Genomic DNA, 16,780 nt, shown 5'->3' on the forward strand with positions numbered 1-16,780 from the left:
TCTGGCAGGGTGGTGCCATGGCGGGCGGCGATGAGCGAGGCACGGCGGAGCGCGTCCTGGCCCTGCTCGGCCTGTTGCAACGACGCCGGGTGTGGACCGGGCCGGAACTCGCCGCGCGGCTGGGGGTCACCGCGCGCACGGTCCGCCGCGACGTCGAACGGCTGCGCGCGCTCGGCTATCCGGTGCACGCCGCCAACGGCGTCGGCGGGGGCTACCAGCTCGGCGCCGGACAGGAGCTGCCGCCGCTGCTGCTCGACGACACCGAGGCGATCGCTACCGCGGTCGCGCTGCTCACCGGCACGGTGACGGGCGCGGACGAGGCCGCGCTGGGCGCGCTGGCCAAACTCGACCGCGTCCTGCCCACCCGCCTGCGGCACGAGGTGCGCGCGCTGTCCTCGGCGGTGGAGTCCTTCGGCGGCGGTCGCGCGCCGGTCGCCCCGGACGTGCTCATGACGCTCGCCAGGGCGTGCCGCGACGAGGTCGAGGCGGGCTTCGACTACCCGTCCGGGGACCGGATGCGGCGGCGTCGGGTGGAGCCCTACCGCCTGGTCGCCTCCGACCGGCGCTGGTACCTGCTCGCCTACGACCTCGACCGCGACGACTGGCGCACCTTCCGGGTCGACCGGATGACCGACGTGGCCGCCCGCGGCTGGCGCTTCCGCCCGCGCCCCGCCCCGGACGCGGCGGCGTACGTCCAGGAGGGCGTCGCGAGCCGCGTCTACCGCCACCAGGCGCGTTTCCTCGTCCACGCGCCCGCGGAGGCGGTGCGCGCGCAGATCCCGCCCGCCGCCGCCGTCGTCCGGCCGCTCGACGGCGACCGGTGCGAGGTCGTCAGCGGCGCGGGCAGCCTCGATTTCGCGCTCATGCACGTCGTGCTGCTGGGCCACCGCTTCACAGTGGTCGATCCGCCGGAGCTGCGCGACCGCTGCCGCGTGCTGGCCGAGCGGCTGCTGGGGGCCATGCCCGATGTTGACAACGCGCAGTCGGACACTCCAGGCTGAGAGCGCTCCCAGTCGCTTCGGCCGAAGAGGATCGCCGATGACCCCGCGTCGCGCCGCCCTGCTGGTCCCCGCCCTGGCCGCCGCCCTCCTGGCCGCACCGCCGTCCCAGGCGCAGCCGGGGGCCGACGTCGAGGTGACGGTCAACGCGCGCGCCGGGCTGGAGGCGGTCGGCGACGCCGCGATCGGGGTGAACCACGCGATCTGGGACTCCCAGCTGGGCACGCCGGAGGTCGCGGACCTGTTGCGGGGCGCGGGGATCCAGGCCATGCGCTACCCGGGCGGCTCGTACTCCGACATCTACCACTGGCGCGACCACACCGCCCCGGGCGGCTACGTCGCGCCGGGGACCGACTTCGACACGTTCATGGCCGGGGTGCGGCGCGCGGGCGGCCAGGCGATGGTGACCGCCAACTACGGCACCGGCACGCCCGAGGAGGCCGCGGCGTGGGTCCGCTACGCCAACGTGGAGAAGGGCTACGGCGTCCAGTACTGGGAGATCGGCAACGAGCTGTACGGCAACGGCCACTACGGCGCGGAGTGGGAGGCCGACGAGCATCCCGACAAGAGCCCGGCCGGGTACGCGAACCTGGTCAAGGAGTACGCGCTGGCGATGAAGGCCGTCGACCCGGGCATCCAGGTCGGCGCGGTGCTCACCACGCCCGGCGAGTGGCCGGACGGCATCACCGCGGCGGGCGACGCCGGGCCGTGGAACGAGGTCGTGCTGTCGGTTGCCGGTCCGCACATCGACTTCGTGATCCTGCACTGGTATCCCGCGGGCGGCTCCGGTGCGGCGACGCTGGCCAGGGCCGACCACGCGCCGGTCATGGTGCGGATGGCGCGCGAGCAGATCGCCCGGCACGCGGGCAAGGACCTCGGGATCGCGTTCACCGAGCTGAACACGACGTACGGCCGCAACACCCAGCCCGGCGCGCTGTTCGCCGCCGACGCGTACGCCTCGCTGCTGGCGAACGGCGTGTTCAATGTGGACTGGTGGAACGTCCACAACGGCATGGGGAACGTCACGACCGTCGCCGGGCACACCGACTACGACGACTTCGGCCTGCTCTCCAGCGGGAACTGCTCCGCCGACGGCACGGTCTGCCAGCCCGCGCTCAATACGCCGTTCGCGCCCTACCACGCGCTGGCGATGACCTCACGGCTGGCCGAGCCCGGCGACCAGTTCGTCGCGGCGGCGTCATCCGACCCGATGGTCAAGGCGCACGCCACGCGCAAAGCCGACGGCGGTCTCGCGGTCATGCTGGTCAACCGGGACCCCGAGAACGCCAAGACCGTCGCCCTCGACTACGCGGGCTACTCCCCCGCGGCGAGCGCCGAGGTCCTCAGCCACGGCAACGGGGACACGGCGATCACCACCACGACGGGAGCCAGCGCGTCCGTCGCGGTCGAGCCCTACTCGATCACCACGCTGCTGCTGCGTCCGACCGCCGAGGTGACCGGACCGGCAGCGCCCGCCCGGCCGACCGCGACGGCGACCGACCGGACCGCGACGCTCACCTGGCCCGCCGCCGCGCCCGGCGTCAAGTACGAGATCCACCGGCAGTCAGGCGCGCACACCGAGCAGTGGGGCGAGACGACCGGCACGTCCTTCACGGTCCACAACCTCACCCCGAGCACCCGCTACACGGTCAACCTGATCGCCCGCGACGGCGCGGGCAAGGTGTCCTGGGCGTCGCCGCCGGTCGAGTTCACCACGGCCACGCCCGCCACGTCGACGTGCGCGGTCAGGCTGACCGACGTCACGAACTGGGGCAACGGTTATGTGGGCAACGTCGACATCACCAACACCGGGACGCGGCCCGTCGACAGCTGGACGCTGGCCTTCGACTGGCCCACCGGGTGGCAGCGGGTGGACAGCGGCTGGAACGCGACCTGGACCCAGACCGGCGCGACCGTCCGGGTGGCCAATGCCGACGGGAACCGGGTGATCGCCCCCGGGGAGACGGTCACCGCCGGTTTCGTCGCCTCGTACCACGGACCCAACGTGCCGCCGCGGGTGTTCACGCTCAACGGGACCCACTGCACGACCCGGTGAGGGCCGGTCGTCAGGCGCGGACCGCCTGACGACGGCCGGTGAGCAGGTGGTCGACGCTGTAGCGGCCCGCACCGACGGCGGCCAGCACCAGCGCGGCCGCGCCGAGCACGAGGACGAACTCGTACCCGCCCTCGGCGACGAACAGGCCCGCACTCGCGTGGACGAACGCGAACGCGCCGATCATGTCGACGAGCAGCAGCAGACCGACGACGGGCACGGCAAGCCCGATGACCAGCGCGACGCCGCCCGCGAGCTCCACGATGGTGGCGAACCAGGCCGCCACGGGCGCGGCAGGCACGCCGACCTGCTCGAAGAACGCCGTGGTGCCCTCCATGCCGTTGGTGAACAGCTTCTGCCAACCGTGCGCGAAGAACACGACACCGACGGCAACACGGGCAAGCAGCACGGCAAGGTCACGGGCGGGTGCGGGGATGGTCATGACGGGGTCCTCTCGGTGACGGGGATGAATCGGACGGTTCAGGTGCGGCAGGCCGAACCTGGAAGGTGGACGACTATCCGGGGCTGCGGGAGACAGGGGACCGGCCGCGACCCGCCCCGGGGCGCAGCGGGCAGCGTCGGCGGGATTGCGAGTGCATGGCTAACAACGAGGTGCCCGGAGGCGCGGGATCGGTCACGCCCCGCCCCGAGGCGCAGCCAGCAGCCCCGCCGGGATTGCGAGGAGCCGGACCAACCCGACATGCCGGACCAGTCACAACCCGCCGCGAGGTCCAGCCTGCAACCTCGCCGGGACCACGCGGTGCGCCGCTCACCGAGGTGCCCGGAGGCGCGGGATCGGGCATGGTTCGGCCCGTCGTACGTAGCCCGGAGCAGCTGGCAACCCTGCATGGGGCCGTGAGGTTCACGGCTGTTCCGTGGCGGCGGGAGGCGTGGGGTCGGTGACGATCCGGCCTGCGGTGCGCACGCCGGACCAGCGGGCGAGTTCGGCGGCGAGGTCGAGGCGTTCGACGATGGCGGCGTCGGCGTGGGGGCCCCAGGCGGCGCGGGGGAGCATCCACATGATCTCGAACTCGTTGCCGTCGGGGTCGGCTCCGTAGACGCTCTTGGTGGCGCCGTGGCTGGACTCGCCGGTGTACGCGCCCGCGGCGGTCAGGCGCTGGCGGAACTCGACCAGTTCGTCGACGGTGTCGAGCTGCCAGGCGAGGTGGTAGAGGCCGATGCCGCGGCGGCGGGGGCCGTCGGCCGGGCCGATGCCGAACAGGCCCAGGTCGTGGTGGTTGCCGGAGCGGGGCAGCCGCAGGAACGCGGCGTTCAGCGGCTCCTCGTGGCTGACCAGTTCCATGCCGAACACCTCGGTGTAGAAGCGGGCGGAGCGGTCGAGGTCGGCCACGAACAGCACGGCGTGGTTGAGGCGGACGGGCGAGACGGTCACGGAATCCTCCTTGCGCGGGGTCACGCGGCGACGGCGAAGCCCGCCGTCCAGGCGACCTTCTCGGCGGCGGCCAGGGTGAGCTGCAGGAAGCCGACGGCCTCCAGTTCGCGGGCGCGGCGCAGCGGGCCCGCGTCGACGGCGCGCAGGCCGCCCGCGGTGACGATCCCGGCGAGCAGCGCCTTGGCATCGGCGTCGTCGCCCGCGATCAGGACGGTGGTGGGCTGCCCGCCGACCGTCCCCGTGGACAGGGTGGCCGCGAAGTTGGTGTTGAACGCCTTGACGACCCGCGACGCGGGCAGCGCCTCGGCCAGTTCGGCGGCCGCGGAGCCGTCGGCGGGGACGACGAGGAAGTCGAACGTCGTGAAGTCCACGGGGTTGCTGATGTCGACGACGACCTTGCCCGCGAGCTGCGCGCCCAGCCGGGCGACGACGTCGGCGAGCGCGCCGTAGGGGACGGCGAGGACAACGATCTCGCCGGTGACGCGGTCGTCGTCGCGGCCGAGCAGGTCCACGGCGCCGCCGCCCCTGCCGACGACGTCCGCGATGGCCTTGGCCATGGTGCCGGTGCCGATGATGCTCACGCGTGCCATGTCGGTGCTCCTGTCGGTCGGGTGTCCGTGCACCCCCTACAAGGATGTTGAAGGTTCAACTATTCCGCAAGTGACGGGGACCACTTGTGTGGGTGGATCGGTCAGGAATCGAGAAGTGCGGGTCTCGGCGGCGCGCATAGCGTGATCGACATCATCGGCATGGAGGGAGATCACATGTGCAACCCGCTGTGGGGACGCGCCCGCGCGGAGGCGCTGCGGCAGGACGACCTCGCCCGGCTGCGCCGCGTCCGCGATCGGATCGGCCGGGAGCACGCGCGGCCGTTGGACGTCGGCGCGCTCGCCCGGGACGCGGGCATGCCGCCGGGCCACCTCAGCCGTCGGTTCCGGCTCGCATACGGGCTGTCGCCGTACGCCTACCTGGTCGGGCGGCGGGTCGAGCGGGCGCGGGCGCTGCTGCGGTCGGGAGAACTCGGCGTGGTCGAGGTCGGCGTCGCGGTGGGCTTCCCGACGCCGGGGGTCTTCGCCGACCGCTTCACGGAGGTGACGGGCGTGTCCCCCGTGGACTTCGCCGCACCGGTCAGGAATGAAGAAGCGTCGGCCGTCGAGCCGCGGCTAGCGTGATTCCCATGGCACACATCGAATCCGTCACCATCGAGGTCGCCGACACCGCGACCGCCCGTCACTTCTACACCACCGCGTTCGGACTGGACGCGGAGATCCGCCTGCGCCCAGCGGAGTCGCCGTCGAGCGGCTTCCGCGGGTTCACGCTGGCGCTGACGGTGGCCCAGCCCGCCACCGTGGACGGCTTCGTCGCGGCCGCCGTCGCCGAGGGGGCGACGGTGGTCAAGCCCGCCGCGAAGTCGCTGTGGGGCTACGGCGGGGTCGTCCAGGCGCCGGACGGGACCATCTGGAAGATCGCGACGTCGGCCAAGAAGGACACCGGCCCGGCCACGCGGGACATCGACGCCATCGTGCTCCTGCTGGGCGTCGCCGATGTGGCGGCGACCAAGCGGTTCTACAGCGAGCGCGGCCTCACCGCGGGCAAGAGCTTCGGGCGCATGTACGTCGAGTTCGAGACCGGCCCGATCACCCTGGCCCTGTACCGCCGCCGCGCCCTCGCCAAGACCGCGGGCGTCGCCCCCGACGGCACCGGCTCCCACCGCCTCGTGATCAACGGCGACGCGGGCCCGTGCACCGACCCGGACGGGTTCGCGTGGGTGCCCGCGTCCGTGGCCTCGACGTCCTGATAGGACTTATCTTCCACTGCCGTTCCCCTGGAGGGACCATGACGACCGCGCCACCACGGACGCTCGCGGAGCGGGTGCGCGACACGCGCGCCAGGCTGGAGACCGACGTCGACCTGTGGGTCGCATCGGCGGGCCCGCCCGGCGGCGTCCACCTCATCCCGCTGTCCTTCCTGTGGGACGGGACGTCGATCCTCATCTCGACCCCGAGGGCCTCGGTCACCGGCCGCAACCTGCTGGCCGACGGCCGGGTGCGGCTCAGCCTCGGCACGACCCGCGACGTGGTGGTCGTCGAGGGCACCGCCGAGCCGATCGCCGAACCTGACCGGGAGACCGGCGACGCGTTCGCGGCCAGGACCGGGTTCGACCCGCGCGAGCTGGCCACGCCCTACCAGTACTTCCGCATCCACCCGCGGCGCGTGCAGGCCTGGCGGGAGGAGAACGAGCTCCGCGGCCGCCTCCTCATGCGCGACGGCCGCTGGCTGGACCGCGCGGACGCGGAATCCTGACCCACCGGACGCTTGCCTGCTGCCCCACGCACCCCAGGCCGCGAACCCACCCGGCGCCACCGGGAAGGGCCGACGGCGCCCGGGACAGCCGGTCGGCTGCTGCGCGGGGGCGGTCGCGGGTACGGTCGGGGTCAGCTGGCCGAAGCCGTCGGCCGTCGAGGAGGCGTCGGTGGTTGATCTGTCTCGGTTCGCCCGGGTCGGGTTGGGGAGTTGGCCTACTCCGCTGGAGGAGTGCCCTCGGCTGTCCGAGGCGCTCGGCGGGCCCCGGGTGCTCGTCAAGCGGGATGACGTGAACGGGCTCGGCGTCGGCGGGAACAAGCTGCGCAAGCTGGAGTTCCTGCTGGGCGCGGCACTCGCCGAGGGCGTCGACACCGTGATCACCTCCGGCGGGATGCAGACCAACCACGGTCGGCAGACGGCCGCCGCCTGCGCGCGGCTCGGGTTGCGGTGCGAGTTGGTGCTGACGAGGCGCGTCACCAGCCTGGTCGAGTCGGGGGCGCGGGTTGCGCCCCGGGACGACGAGGCGTACGAGCGATCGGGCAACGTCGCGCTGGACCTGCTCTACGGCGCGCGGCTGCACGTGTGCGACACCGACGCCGAGGCGGAGGCCATCCATCGACGGCTCGCCGAGGAGGCGGCGGCGGAGGGGCGCAAGGCCGTCACGCTCCCGGTCGGCGGGTCCAACGCCGTCGGCGCGCTCGGCTACGTAGCCGCCGCCGCGGAGTTGCGGGACCAGCTGAGCGAGGTGGACCGGATCGTGTGCGCGATCGGCAGCGCGGGCACGGTCGCCGGGCTCGCGCTCGGCGCGGCGCTGCTGGACTGGCCCGTCACCGTCGACGCCGCGTCGGTCTCCGGCCCGATCGAGCGCCACACGGCCGACATCGACCGCCTGACGGCCGAGGCGTCCGCGCTGCTCGGCGTCCCCGCCCCGAGCATGGCGCACGTCCGGGTGACCGACCACGCCCTCGGCCCCGGCTACGGCGTCCCGACCCCGGCGGTCTGGGACGCGATCCGCCTGTTCGGCCGCACCGAGGGCATCACGCTCGACCCGGTCTACACCGGCAAGGCCGCCGCCACCCTCATCGACTCCGTCCGCACCGGCGGGATCCCCGCCACCGACACCGTCGTCTTCCTCCACACCGGCGGCCTCCCCGGCCTCTACGGCTACGCCCCGGACCTGATCAAGGAAGCCGAGGCCTGACCGTCCTGTCGCGGTGTGGCGTCAGCGGCCTGCCCAGAAGTCCAGTCGGTGCTCCGCCCGGTAGTCGACGCCCGTGACCGCGCCCGGGGCCAGCTGCTGGACGTGCTCGCCGTCGGCGAACGGCGGCCAGGCAGGCAGGCCCTCGCCGTTGGGGTCGCCGGTGCTGGCGAACGTCGTCCAGTAGCGGATCATGAGATCGGATAGTCCTTTGTGGTCACCGGTCAGGTCCTCATCGCGGAACAGGTAGCCGATGTCGCTGCTGTGGGTCGCGCCCTGCGGCGTCGCCCCCTCGTCGGCGAACTCGAAGGCGTGGACGGGGGTGTGGCGGGCGAGGAGTTCGTGCTGGCGGAACGTCGGCCGCGCCCACACCCGGTCGGTGAGCACCTGCGCCCACGCCAGGCTCGCGCTGGGGTAGGCGCTGAGCGGGTACTCGCGGACGATCTCGTCGGCGTCGTCGCCGAAGGCGGCCGCCAGGAGCCTCGGGTAGTCCGCCGCGGCGACCGGGCCGCGGAAGATGTCCACGATCCCGCGGTGCTCGTGCCGCGCGTTGCCCGCGAGCACGGGCACGCGGGCGAAGTCGCCGTCGGCGAGGGCGTCGGCGGGCAACCGCGGCAGGTCGTCGCCGCCGTAGCCGTACGGCTGGAAGATGTTCATCACCTGCGGGTGGTCGAGCAGCGTCTCGGCGGGCAGGCCGCGCAGGCACGCGAGGTCGGCGCACCCCAGCTCCGCGGCGACGGCCTGGCCGATCCCGGCGATCTCGGCCTGGTCCCGCCACGCCAGCCACGGCAGCGCCTCCAGCCCGGGGTACCACGCCTCCGCGGGCAGGTCGATGAGCGCGAACCCGCTGTGCATGACCGCCTTGTCGAACAACCCGCGCGACGCGGGCGACACCAGGTGGGCGGCCACCGAGGAGGCGCCGTACGACACCCCGAACAGCGTGATGTTGCCCGGATCCCCGCCGAAGGCGGCGGCGTTGCGGCGCACCCAGTCCAGCGCGGCCCGCTGGTCGGCGAGGCCGAACGCGCCCGAGCCGGGCAGGCCGGGGTAGCCGAACCCGCCGAAGACGCCCAGCCGGTAGTTGATCGTCACCACCACGACGTCGCCCTGCGTCGCCAGGGCGCGCGCGTCGAAGTGGTGGCCCGCGCCCACCGAGCCGTCGCCGTGCACCCACACCATGACCGGCCGCGCGCCTTGCGTGGACGGCGTGGTGACGTTGAGGAACAGGCAGTCCTCATCGGTGGACCGGTCGTCCGAATAGGACGTCCCGATCTGGGGGCACGGGCTGCCCGGCGCGGTGGCGTCCCGCACCCCCGTCCACCGCTCGGCCCGCGCGGGCGCCGCCCACCGCCGCTCCCCCACGGGCGGCGCCGCGTACGGGATCCCCTGGAAGACGGTGTGATCACCGTGCACGACGCCGCGCACGTCCCCGCTGTCCGTGCTGGCGACGCCGTCCCTGCCGTCCGCTCCCCCGCATGACGTGAGCAGCAACGCGGCCCCCATCAGCGCCCATGTCCTCCGGCCCATGTCCCCGTCCCCCTTGTCGTGGCGAGCTCGACCATGGTGACCAGCTCGCGTTCGCAGCGATCGAGATCGATCTCCGCGCGATTCCCCAGCCGGGCCAGCACGCCGTCGCGCAGCGCCATGACGAACACCGCCATGGTGTCGGCGTCGAAGTCCCGGAACTCCCCGGCGCGCTGCCCTTCCCGCAGCAGGTCGGCCATCTTGCGGTGGTCGCCGTCCCCCGCGGTCGCGGCGGAGGCGTGCGCACGCACCTCGTGCAGGGCGATGGCGTGGTTGCGGTGCTCGGCCATGAAGCGCACGTTGGCCGTGAGGAACGCCCGCAACTCCTCCGCCGCTCCCGTCCCCCGGTCCATGCGCTCCAGGACGAACCCCGCGAACACGTGCGTGACCTCGGCGTACACGGCGTCGACCAGTTCCTGCTTGCCCTTGAAGTGGTACGAGATCAACCCGGTGCTGCTGAGCCCGGCCACCGCCGCGATCCGCTTGAACGAGGCCGCCGCGTACCCGCCCTCGGCCAGCACCTCGACCGCCGCGGCCACGATCTGCGCCCGCCGGGCCTGCTCGGTCACCGACTTTGCTCGCACGAGCAAATTCTAGCACGTGCGAGCAAAGTCCGGCCGGGGACCACCCGATGGCCCTTGATGGCCCCTCCCGGTTCCGAGATCCTTGACCGTCGAGAGGCATCCGACCCGAGCCGGAGGCGCCCCGTCGTGGACATCGAGTTTCGGCACCTGCGGCTGGTGGTCGAACTCGCTGACGCCGGGAGCACGGCGCGGGCCGCGGCGCGGCTGGGGATGGCCCAGGCCGCGCTCGCGGCGCAGCTCGGCCGGATCGAGGCGCGGCTGGGCGGGCAGCTGTTCCGGCACGACGCCCCGGGCGTGGCGCTGACGGAGTTCGGCGAGGTCGTCGTGGCCAAGGCGCGGTTGATCCTGAGCGACGCGCGGGAGTTGCGCGGGTTCCACCCCGACCGGCCGCGGCCGGAGCGCGCGCCGCCTCGGCTGCGGCTGGCGTCCTACCCCAGCTCGCCGCTGACGGCCCTGGCGCGCGGCGTCCGCGCCCTGCGGCCGGACACCGGGATCACCGCCAGCACCGAGATCTCCTGCGGGCGCATGGTCGACCTCCTCGCGGCGGGCGAGCTCGACGTCGTCCTGCTCAGGGAGATCATCGGCAACCCGCTGCCGCTCCCCCGCGGCGTGCGGACCAGGGTCCTGCTGCCCACCGACCCGCCGTTCATCGGCCTTCCCGCCGACCACCCGCTCGCCGACCTGCCGGAAGTCCCGCTGGCCGCACTCGCCGACGCGGAGTGGATACTCTCGGCCGACCCGGACGACCCCCTCATCCCGGCCTTCCTGGCCTGCTGCGCGCGGCACGGCTTCACCCCCGACGTCACGGCCCGCGCGGGCGACAGCGGGCACATGGCCGAGTTCGTCGCGGCGGGCAACGGCGCCTGTCTCGTCGCCGCCTCGTCGACCCCGAGCCCGGGCGTGGTCATCCGCGCGTTGACGGGCGCGGAAGGCATCCATCGCCGCTGGCTGCTCGCGTGGCGGCCCGGCCGAGGGGCCGACGACCTCATCGACGCGATCCACCAGCTGGCGATCACCGCCTTCCGCGACTGCTATCGGCAATGCGAACACGCGCGCTCGTGGTTCGCCGCGCACCCCGGGGTGTTCCCCGAGTTCTGACTCAACCCGCCGCGATCGCCGCCCGGACCGCGGGGGCGATCTCGTTCGCCCAGCGGCCGAGCGAGGCGCGGTCCTGCGTGCCGCCGGTGGGCGAGAACAGGATGAAGCCCGACGCGCCGTGGTCCAGGACGGCGCCGGTCAGCTCGTCGACCCACTGCTCGACCGAGCCGCCGATCCAGCGGCCGTCCGCGTCGCGGGTGGCGGCCAGCGGCCGGTCGGTGATGCGGCCGGGCAGGTTGTAGACGGTGCGGACGTCGCGGGGGTCGCGGCCCGCGGCCGCAGCGGCGGCGTCGATGACCGGCCGGGACGTGCGGTACCGCTCGCTGAGCCAGTCGGCGGCGTGGCCGGGGATCCAGCCGTCGGCCACCCGGCCGGTGGCGGCCAGCGACTTCGGCCCGTTCGACCCGGTCCACACCGGCGGCGCGGCGACGGGAGCGGGATCGATGCCGTCCACCTGGTAGTGGTTCCCCCGGTGGGTGACGGGCGGGCCGCCGCCGGAGAGCTTGCGCACCAGGACGATCGCCTCCTCGAAGGCGTCCACCGCGGCGCCGGGCGAGAGCCGGGGCACGCCCATGGCGGTGATCCGGTCCCACAGCCCGCCCGCGCCCATCCCGAGGACGATCCGGCCGCCGGACAGCGCCGACAGCGAGGTCACCATCCGCGCGAGCATGGGAGCGGGCCGGGTCGGCAGGTTGGTGACGTTCACGAAGCCGGAGATGCGGCTGGTGCCGCCGAGCAGGAACCCGATGGCGGCGTAGGCGTCGAGCCGGTCGCCGAAGTACGGGTGGTCCGACAGCGACACGACGTCCAACCCGTCGCGGTCGGCCTGCCGCGCCATGGCCAGCAGCTCCGCCCCGCCGTCGACGCCGCTGTGCGCGCCGAAGCCGAAGACGACGTCCGGTACCGACATAGCCCTCACACCTTTCATCGAAGTTCGTACTGCGAACCATATTGGTTCGTAGTACGAACTTCATGGCAGTGTGGCGGGCGTCTCAGCGGGTGTCCGGCTCCCCGAAGACCTCGGGCACCGCGTTGTCCATCACGACCCGGCCGAGCAACGCCGCGAGCGTCTCGCGCTCGGCGTCGTCGAGCCGCGCGGGGAGGGCGTCGACCCGGCGGCAGGTCTCGGCGTAGAACCCCTCGGCGAGCGCGGCGCCGCGCCGGGTGAGCGCGACCCGCACCGCCCGCAGATCCTCGGGGTCGGGTTCGCGGCGCACCAGCCCGTTGCGCTCGGTGCGGTCCACCAGCCCGGTGAGGCTCGACTTGGCCAGGCCGAGGGTCGCGCCCAACTCGCCCATGCCGTACGGACGCGCCATCAGCACACACAGCAACTGCCCCTGCTGCGCCGTGAGCCCGTGCTCCCGAGCCGACTCGGCGTAGACGGCGTTCACCAGGAACGCCGACCGCACGAGCGCGGCCACGACCCCGATCCGCTCGTCACCCTGCTTGCCCATTCGGGCAGGATAGCGCTTAATTCGTGGCACGAACTAAGCGTCCGCATCGGCGCGGTCTACGCGCTGGACCGGATCGTGACCAACGCTCCCGCCGACCGCGACACCATCCAGTTCATCCTCTGCGCCTACCGGCCGGACTGGACGGTTCACCGGGGCGGGAACGGCTAGGGCCTGCCGCGGTCGAGGAAGCAGCGGACCGTGGGCTGCGTCGGCCAGCGGGCGGCGAGGCGCAGGCGCAGGCCGCGCAGTTCGTGGCTGATCGTGGTCATCGGGATGGCCGTGGCCTCGGCGAGCACCGGGGTGGCGATGGCGACGGCGGCCTCCGGCTGGCCCGCGCAGGCGTAGCAGTCGGCCAGCCGCAGGGCCAGCAGCACGGTGGCCGGGCGCAGGTGGGCGGGGACGACGGCCAGGGAGTGCTCGGTCGCCGTGATCGCGGCGTGGGCGACGGCGCGGTCGGCGGTGGCCGCGGCGATGTCGCGCAGCGCGCCGCCGATGCCCGCCTCGACGTGGACCTGGCCGTGCACGCCCGCGAGCCACGGCGCCTCCCGCTCGTCGTCAGCGGTCACGCGATCGAGGTGGCGGCGGGCGGCGGCGACGTCGGCGCTGGTCTCCCGCAGGTCGCCGAGGAGGGCGTGGCCGCGGGCGCGGTACAGGTGCGCGAGCGCCGACGTCCACGCCCGGTCGGGGGCGATGGCGGACAGGGCGTCGGCGTAGGACACGGCGCTGTGGCCGTCGTCCTCCAGGCGGGCCAGGGAACCCATGTCGCACAGCAACGCGGCGCGCAGGCTCGCGTCGTCGCACAGCGTCGCCCAGTTGAGGGCCTTGCCGTACAGCGCCATCGCCGCGCCGTGCTGGCCGGACAGCGTGCGCAGCTGACCGGCGAGACCGGCGTACCGGGCCGCGAGGTGGAACAACGCGGGCCGGTGCGCCGCCGCCGCGGGCGTCAGGGAGCGGACGATCAGGTGCAGCACGGCCTCGACGGCGGTGTGGATGCCCACCGGCCCGTGTTCCTCGCCGATGCGCGCGTACACGGCCAGCTGCGCGGCCAGGACGTGGATGACGTCGCCGCCGGTGTCCCCGGGCTCGGTGGTGAACGCGGTGTGGATCGCCGTCGCCGCGTCGGCTGGGGGGATGGCGCAGCCGTCGTCGCCGTGCAGGGGGCAGGTCAGGCCGTGGTGCGGCAAGCGCGCGGGCCAGCGGGCGGGCTCCCACGCGACGCCGAGCGCGCCGGGGGCGGTGAGCCCGCCGGGGAGCGGCGCGGGCGAGCCGACGCCCGCCGCGCTCTCGGCGTGGTACCGGGCCAGCCGCCCGTCCGCGCCCAGGACGGCGTCGATGCGCTGGACGAGGTCGGGCGGGGGCTGCCGGTCCCCCGACTCCCACCGGCTGACGACGCTGTTGTGGTAGCCCAGCTCGGCCGCCAGCCGGGCCTGCGACAGGCCCGCCAGCTTGCGCCAGTGCCTGAGGACCCCGCCGAAGCCGGGGCCGTCCGGGTCGCCGTTCAGCTTCGCCTCCCGTCGTCGCGAGGGTGGGGACGAGTGTGCCCGACCGAGGGGGTGACCGGTAGCGGGCAGCCCGCCCGGCCGGAAGGCACGGCCGGGCGGGCTGTTCCTCTCCCTACGCCCCTTGATCTGGGGACGTCTTGATCAAGGGGACGTCTTTGCTCAGGGGACGTCGTAGCCGAGCGTGTAGGCGCCGGTCCCGCTGTAGGAGTGGACGCGGTAGCGGTAGTAGCCCGCCGTGCCCGTGTAGGTCAGCTCCTCGTCCGCGCCGGGCGAGGTGGAGCGGGCCACCGTCGACCAGCCGTAGCCGGTCCACTTCTGCAGGTACAGGTCGAAGTCCGTGCCGTCGGGACCGTCGAGGCAGCCCGCGTGGGCGCCTGCGACGGTGGTGTGGAAGTAGCCGCCGTCGGGCTGGTAGACGCTGCCGCCGGAGGCCAGGGTGCCGGTCTTGACCGTCTCGCGGCCGTCGCAGCCGCCGGGCGGCGTGGTGCCGTTGACGGTCAACGTGAAGGTCGTCGTGCGGGTCGTGTCGGCGCCGACGGCGTTGACGGTGATCGGGTAGGCGCCCGCCGGGGTGGCCGCGGTCGTGCTGATGGTCATCGCCGAGGACTCGCCGGAGGTGACCGACTCGGGGCGGAACGCGGCGGTCGCGCCCTCGGGCAGGCCCTTCGCCGCCAGCGTGACGGCCTGCGGGTCACCGGAGACCGTGCTGGTGGACACCGTCGCCGTCACCGAGCCGCCCGCGTCGGTGGCGCCGGAGGACGGCGAGACTGACACGGCGAAGTCGTCCTCGGCGGGCGTGCCGCTGTCGACGTGGAGCAGCTTGTTCGGCGAGCCCGTCCGCGGGTCGGTGACCACGCCGGAGGTGGCGTCGGCGACCATCCTGTCGCGCACCTGCTGCGGGGTGAACGTCGGGTTGGCCGCGGTGATCAGCGCCGCGACGCCCGCCACGTGCGGGGAGGCCATGGAGGTGCCGCTGGCGGTGGAGGTGGCGTCGTCGGCGGTCCACCACGTCGAGGTGATGCCCACACCCGGGGCGAACAGGTCCAGGCAGCTGCCCCAGTTGGAGAACGACGCCCGCCGGTCGGTCTTGTCGGTCGCGCCGGTCGTGATCGCCTCCGGCGTGCTGGCCGGGGACTTGGTGCACGCGTCGGCGTTGTCGTTGGCCGCGGCGACGGCGAAGGTGACGCCGTCGCGGATCGCGGCGGAGACGGCGTCGTTGAGCGCCTGGTACTTGCCGCCGCCGATGCTCATGTTGGCCACGGCCAGCTCGCCGGGGTCGTGGTCGGCGGCCACCCAGTCGATGCCCGCGATGATGTCGCTCCACTGGCCCGAGCCCTGGCAGTTCATGATGCGCACGCCGACGAGCGTGGCGCCCTTGGCGATGCCGTGGGCCGTGCCGCCGACCGTGCCCGCCACGTGGGTGCCGTGGCCGTGGCAGTCGCTGCTGTCGTTGTCGTCGTCCACGGTGTCGCGCCCGTGCACGGCGCGGCCGCCGAAGTCGTTGTGCGTCACGCGCACGCCCGTGTCGAGGATGTAGACCCGCACGCCCGCCCCGGTGTTGGGGTAGGTGTAGGAGTTGTCCAGGGGCAGCGCGCGCTGGTCGACCCGGTCCAGGCCCCACGACGCCGTCGGCGACTGGGTGCCCACCAGCCGTGCGGTGTGGTCCTGTTCGACGTAGGCCACCGACGGGTTCGCCGCCAACCGCCGCGCCGCCGCCTCCGGCAGCGAGACCGCGAAGCCGCGCAGCGCGTCCCGGTAGGTGTGGGTGACGGCGCCGCCGTACGCCTGGGCCAGGTCGGTCGCCCGCGCCTCGACACCCGCCGCGGAGACCGCGGTGTCCTTGAAGACGACGATGTAGGAGTCGGCGATCGCGGTCGCGCCGCCAGCGGACCGGATCTCGCCGGTCGCCGCGGCGCTGGTGGGCGCCAGCGTCAGCGGCAGGGCGACGGCGGCGGCCAGGATCGCGGCGCGCCGGGCCGTGCGGTGGCCGTAGCCGCCGCGCCGGGTGTTGTCGTGCATGTCTCGGTTCTCCTTACTCGACCCGCTCACAGGGGAGGGGTGGCGCGGACGCGCCCCGAGGCAGGGTGTTCGGGGGCGCCGCCCGCGGCCGGGCGCAGGGGACCCGGCGCGGGTGGGCGAACCGTCGCAGCCCCCGCGATCGGCGGGCAACGGCGGGACCGAGGGGCGCAAAGAACCGGCAAACGGCACCCGGAACCCTTACCGCGCGTGACCGTTCCGCACCCGGACGCTCGACATCGCGTCACGGCGACTGTCAAACCGCGGCAAGGTTCACAGGTAGGGCTTGGTGATCAGCTCGATGGCGTGGCCCGCGGGGTCGAGAAAGTAGACGCCGCGGCCGCCGTGCTCGGTGTTGGTCTCGCCGGGGCGGTCATCCCCGGGTCGGCCCAGTGCTCGACGCCCGCTGCGCGCAGGCGGGCATGGGCGCGGTCGAACAGGTCATCGTCGAGCAGGAAGGCGTAGTGGCGCAGTTGGATCTCGTCGACACCGGGCAGCTCCGCGAACTGCAACAGCACGCCGTCGTCGAGCAGGATGTTGGTGAACGGGCCCCACGACGGCGCCTCGGGCAGGTCGAGCAGCTCGCGGAAGAACCGCGCCGACTCGCCGCCGTCCTTGGCGGGGATGATGGTGTGGTTGAACTTCACGGGCACGGC

General features: G+C 73.8%; 16 protein-coding genes and 1 pseudogene. 7 read left to right on the top strand and 10 right to left on the bottom strand.

Translation table 11 applies throughout. The features are described 5' to 3' along the window. The first annotated feature begins 17 nt into the window (after nucleotides 1-17). Complete coding sequence (locus tag IEY98_RS15725; protein WP_189211169.1) at nucleotides 18-1,001, top strand: helix-turn-helix transcriptional regulator; 984 nt, start codon at nucleotides 18-20, stop codon at nucleotides 999-1,001. A 37-nt stretch (nucleotides 1,002-1,038) separates the two neighbouring features. Then, nucleotides 1,039-3,054, top strand: a complete 2,016-nt coding sequence (locus IEY98_RS15730; RefSeq protein WP_189211170.1) for a cellulose binding domain-containing protein — start codon at nucleotides 1,039-1,041, stop codon at nucleotides 3,052-3,054. Nucleotides 3,055-3,064: 10 nt separating this feature from the next. On the opposite strand, the gene IEY98_RS15735 is transcribed toward IEY98_RS15730, so the two are convergent. The 3 genes from IEY98_RS15735 to IEY98_RS15745 all read right to left on the bottom strand — a co-directional run bounded on the left by IEY98_RS15735 (nucleotide 3,065) and on the right by IEY98_RS15745 (nucleotide 5,034). Then, nucleotides 3,065-3,493, bottom strand: a complete 429-nt coding sequence (locus IEY98_RS15735; protein WP_189211171.1) for a DoxX family protein — start codon at nucleotides 3,491-3,493, stop codon at nucleotides 3,065-3,067. Between the two features lie 420 nt (nucleotides 3,494-3,913). After that, a complete protein-coding gene (locus IEY98_RS15740; RefSeq protein WP_189211172.1) occupies nucleotides 3,914-4,444 on the bottom strand; it encodes a VOC family protein in 531 nt (176 codons plus the stop codon). A gap of 20 nt (nucleotides 4,445-4,464) precedes the next feature. Continuing rightward, entirely contained in the window at nucleotides 4,465-5,034 is a 570-nt protein-coding gene (locus IEY98_RS15745) for an NADPH-dependent F420 reductase (protein ID WP_189211173.1), read from the bottom strand. A gap of 174 nt (nucleotides 5,035-5,208) precedes the next feature. Here IEY98_RS15745 and IEY98_RS15750 point away from each other — a divergent pair, with 174 nt between their 5' ends. The 4 genes from IEY98_RS15750 to IEY98_RS15765 all read left to right on the top strand — a co-directional run bounded on the left by IEY98_RS15750 (nucleotide 5,209) and on the right by IEY98_RS15765 (nucleotide 7,949). Then, the gene (locus IEY98_RS15750; protein WP_189211174.1) at nucleotides 5,209-5,616 is read left to right on the top strand and encodes a helix-turn-helix domain-containing protein; all 408 of its coding nucleotides are present in this window, start codon (nucleotides 5,209-5,211) and stop codon (nucleotides 5,614-5,616) included. A 5-nt stretch (nucleotides 5,617-5,621) separates the two neighbouring features. Next, nucleotides 5,622-6,242 carry a VOC family protein gene (locus tag IEY98_RS15755; RefSeq protein ID WP_189211175.1) on the top strand — a complete coding sequence of 207 codons (621 nt, stop codon included), beginning with the start codon at nucleotides 5,622-5,624 and terminating at the stop codon, nucleotides 6,240-6,242. A gap of 38 nt (nucleotides 6,243-6,280) precedes the next feature. Continuing rightward, a complete protein-coding gene (locus IEY98_RS15760; protein WP_189211176.1) occupies nucleotides 6,281-6,748 on the top strand; it encodes a pyridoxamine 5'-phosphate oxidase family protein in 468 nt (155 codons plus the stop codon). Nucleotides 6,749-6,917: 169 nt separating this feature from the next. Next, the gene (locus tag IEY98_RS15765) at nucleotides 6,918-7,949 is read left to right on the top strand and encodes a D-cysteine desulfhydrase family protein (RefSeq protein WP_229786942.1); all 1,032 of its coding nucleotides are present in this window, start codon (nucleotides 6,918-6,920) and stop codon (nucleotides 7,947-7,949) included. Nucleotides 7,950-7,970: 21 nt separating this feature from the next. On the opposite strand, the gene IEY98_RS15770 is transcribed toward IEY98_RS15765, so the two are convergent. Then, nucleotides 7,971-9,473 carry a carboxylesterase/lipase family protein gene (locus IEY98_RS15770; RefSeq protein WP_189211177.1) on the bottom strand — a complete coding sequence of 501 codons (1,503 nt, stop codon included), beginning with the start codon at nucleotides 9,471-9,473 and terminating at the stop codon, nucleotides 7,971-7,973. Then, complete coding sequence (locus IEY98_RS15775) at nucleotides 9,449-10,054, bottom strand: TetR/AcrR family transcriptional regulator (RefSeq protein ID WP_189211178.1); 606 nt, start codon at nucleotides 10,052-10,054, stop codon at nucleotides 9,449-9,451. Before IEY98_RS15775 ends, IEY98_RS15770 begins: the two co-directional genes overlap by 25 nt. A gap of 126 nt (nucleotides 10,055-10,180) precedes the next feature. Between IEY98_RS15775 and IEY98_RS15780 the strand changes: the two genes are divergently transcribed. Then, nucleotides 10,181-11,152, top strand: a complete 972-nt coding sequence (locus IEY98_RS15780) for a LysR family transcriptional regulator (RefSeq protein WP_189211179.1) — start codon at nucleotides 10,181-10,183, stop codon at nucleotides 11,150-11,152. A 1-nt stretch (nucleotide 11,153) separates the two neighbouring features. Here the strand turns inward: IEY98_RS15780 and IEY98_RS15785 are convergent, their stop codons facing one another. The 5 genes and pseudogenes from IEY98_RS15785 to IEY98_RS15810 all read right to left on the bottom strand — a co-directional run bounded on the left by IEY98_RS15785 (nucleotide 11,154) and on the right by IEY98_RS15810 (nucleotide 16,777). Continuing rightward, nucleotides 11,154-12,062: an LLM class flavin-dependent oxidoreductase gene (locus IEY98_RS15785; RefSeq protein ID WP_189211180.1), complete on the bottom strand. Its 909-nt coding sequence runs from the start codon at nucleotides 12,060-12,062 to the stop codon at nucleotides 11,154-11,156. Nucleotides 12,063-12,144: 82 nt separating this feature from the next. Continuing rightward, the gene (locus tag IEY98_RS15790) at nucleotides 12,145-12,606 is read right to left on the bottom strand and encodes a MarR family winged helix-turn-helix transcriptional regulator (protein WP_189211181.1); all 462 of its coding nucleotides are present in this window, start codon (nucleotides 12,604-12,606) and stop codon (nucleotides 12,145-12,147) included. A gap of 164 nt (nucleotides 12,607-12,770) precedes the next feature. Further along, the gene (locus IEY98_RS15795; RefSeq protein WP_505606714.1) at nucleotides 12,771-14,234 is read right to left on the bottom strand and encodes a helix-turn-helix domain-containing protein; all 1,464 of its coding nucleotides are present in this window, start codon (nucleotides 14,232-14,234) and stop codon (nucleotides 12,771-12,773) included. A gap of 33 nt (nucleotides 14,235-14,267) precedes the next feature. Then, a complete protein-coding gene (locus IEY98_RS33295; RefSeq protein WP_308425889.1) occupies nucleotides 14,268-16,127 on the bottom strand; it encodes a S8 family peptidase in 1,860 nt (619 codons plus the stop codon). A 270-nt stretch (nucleotides 16,128-16,397) separates the two neighbouring features. Continuing rightward, nucleotides 16,398-16,777, bottom strand: a pseudogene (locus IEY98_RS15810) (VOC family protein). Between the last annotated feature and the right edge of the window lie 3 nt (nucleotides 16,778-16,780).

The sequence above is a fragment of the Actinokineospora fastidiosa genome (assembly GCF_014648415.1).
In the GTDB taxonomy this organism is placed as follows: Bacteria; Actinomycetota; Actinomycetes; order Mycobacteriales; family Pseudonocardiaceae; genus Actinokineospora; species Actinokineospora fastidiosa.

Bases quoted from the DNA above. Each gene is read 5' to 3' on its own strand.
- IEY98_RS15725 (WP_189211169.1), top strand. From the start codon at position 18: ATGGCGGGCGGCGATGAGCGAGGCACGGCGGAGCGCGTCCTGGCCCTG.
- IEY98_RS15730 (WP_189211170.1), top strand. From the start codon at position 1,039: ATGACCCCGCGTCGCGCCGCCCTGCTGGTCCCCGCCCTGGCCGCCGCC.
- IEY98_RS15735 (WP_189211171.1), bottom strand. From the start codon at position 3,493: ATGACCATCCCCGCACCCGCCCGTGACCTTGCCGTGCTGCTTGCCCGT.
- IEY98_RS15745 (WP_189211173.1), bottom strand. From the start codon at position 5,034: ATGGCACGCGTGAGCATCATCGGCACCGGCACCATGGCCAAGGCCATC.
- IEY98_RS15750 (WP_189211174.1), top strand. From the start codon at position 5,209: ATGTGCAACCCGCTGTGGGGACGCGCCCGCGCGGAGGCGCTGCGGCAG.
- IEY98_RS15755 (WP_189211175.1), top strand. From the start codon at position 5,622: ATGGCACACATCGAATCCGTCACCATCGAGGTCGCCGACACCGCGACC.
- IEY98_RS15760 (WP_189211176.1), top strand. From the start codon at position 6,281: ATGACGACCGCGCCACCACGGACGCTCGCGGAGCGGGTGCGCGACACG.
- IEY98_RS15770 (WP_189211177.1), bottom strand. From the start codon at position 9,473: ATGGGCCGGAGGACATGGGCGCTGATGGGGGCCGCGTTGCTGCTCACG.
- IEY98_RS15785 (WP_189211180.1), bottom strand. From the start codon at position 12,062: ATGTCGGTACCGGACGTCGTCTTCGGCTTCGGCGCGCACAGCGGCGTC.
- IEY98_RS15790 (WP_189211181.1), bottom strand. From the start codon at position 12,606: ATGGGCAAGCAGGGTGACGAGCGGATCGGGGTCGTGGCCGCGCTCGTG.
- IEY98_RS33295 (WP_308425889.1), bottom strand. From the start codon at position 16,127: ATGCACGACAACACCCGGCGCGGCGGCTACGGCCACCGCACGGCCCGG.